The 1,001-nt window shown below is 40.7% G+C and carries 1 protein-coding gene and 4 tRNA genes; all 5 read left to right on the forward strand.

What is annotated here, in order from left to right:
* The first annotated feature begins 4 nt into the window (after positions 1-4).
* Positions 5-80, forward strand: a tRNA-Lys gene (locus BCG07_RS05335).
* A gap of 59 nt (positions 81-139) precedes the next feature.
* Positions 140-215, forward strand: a tRNA-Lys gene (locus tag BCG07_RS05340).
* A 40-nt stretch (positions 216-255) separates the two neighbouring features.
* Positions 256-331: transfer RNA gene (locus tag BCG07_RS05345), tRNA-Lys, on the forward strand.
* Between the two features lie 79 nt (positions 332-410).
* A tRNA-Lys gene (locus BCG07_RS05350) sits at positions 411-486 on the forward strand.
* Between the two features lie 129 nt (positions 487-615).
* Positions 616-1,001: quinolinate synthase NadA (nadA, locus tag BCG07_RS05355; RefSeq protein WP_286889129.1), on the forward strand; the 386-nt coding region annotated here is incomplete at its 3' end.

A 1,001-nucleotide genomic window follows, 5' to 3' on the forward strand; every position in this document is an offset into this window, starting at 1 on the left:
GAGCGGGTCATTAGCTCAGTTGGTAGAGCAGTTGACTTTTAATCAATTGGTCGATGGTTCGAATCCATCATGACCCACCATTCTATAACACCCTAATCGGCGGATTCACGCAGGTAAGCTTTTAAGTTTATATTTGAGCGGGTCATTAGCTCAGTTGGTAGAGCAGTTGACTTTTAATCAATTGGTCGATGGTTCGAATCCATCATGACCCACCATTTTCATGGAAATATATATTTATTAGTTAACACCAAGAGCGGGTCATTAGCTCAGTTGGTAGAGCAGTTGACTTTTAATCAATTGGTCGATGGTTCGAATCCATCATGACCCACCATTTTTGCTTTGTAAGTAAAAACTGGAACATCGGCGGATCTACGCAAACACTATCTTTTTAGTACGTACAATTTTAGAGCGGGTCATTAGCTCAGTTGGTAGAGCAGTTGACTTTTAATCAATTGGTCGATGGTTCGAATCCATCATGACCCACCATTTGCTATATTCTTTTTTAAAATCCCATTCTGTTTTTTATAAACAAGCTTAACCAGTTTGCTGTTATTTATGTTTTTATTCTCGTATAATTCGCCGTAATTTATACACTGTAAATAAGTGGTCGAGAACATGAGTTTAGCGCAAACTATTATGCCTGAAGGCTATATTTTCCCTCCAAAGCCAGCACCGTTAACAAACGACGAGCAAGGCGAATACAAAGCACGTATTAAGCAATTACTTAAAGATAAAAACGCGGTACTCGTAGCGCATTATTATACTGATCCTGAAATCCAAGCCCTTGCCGAAGAAACTGGCGGTTGCGTTGCCGACTCTTTAGAAATGGCGCGCTTTGGTGCAAGACACGACGCTGATATGATCATCGTTGCAGGCGTTCGTTTTATGGGTGAAACTGCTAAAATTTTAACGCCAAACAAAACGGTTGTTATGCCAACACTTGAAGCAACATGCTCGCTAGACATCGGTTGTCCGATTGATGAGTTCTCAGCATTTTGCGA

Origin of the sequence: Pseudoalteromonas sp. ESRF-bin5 (genome assembly GCF_002632075.1) — a bacterium.
In the GTDB taxonomy this organism is placed as follows: Bacteria; Pseudomonadota; Gammaproteobacteria; order Enterobacterales; family Alteromonadaceae; genus Pseudoalteromonas; species Pseudoalteromonas marina.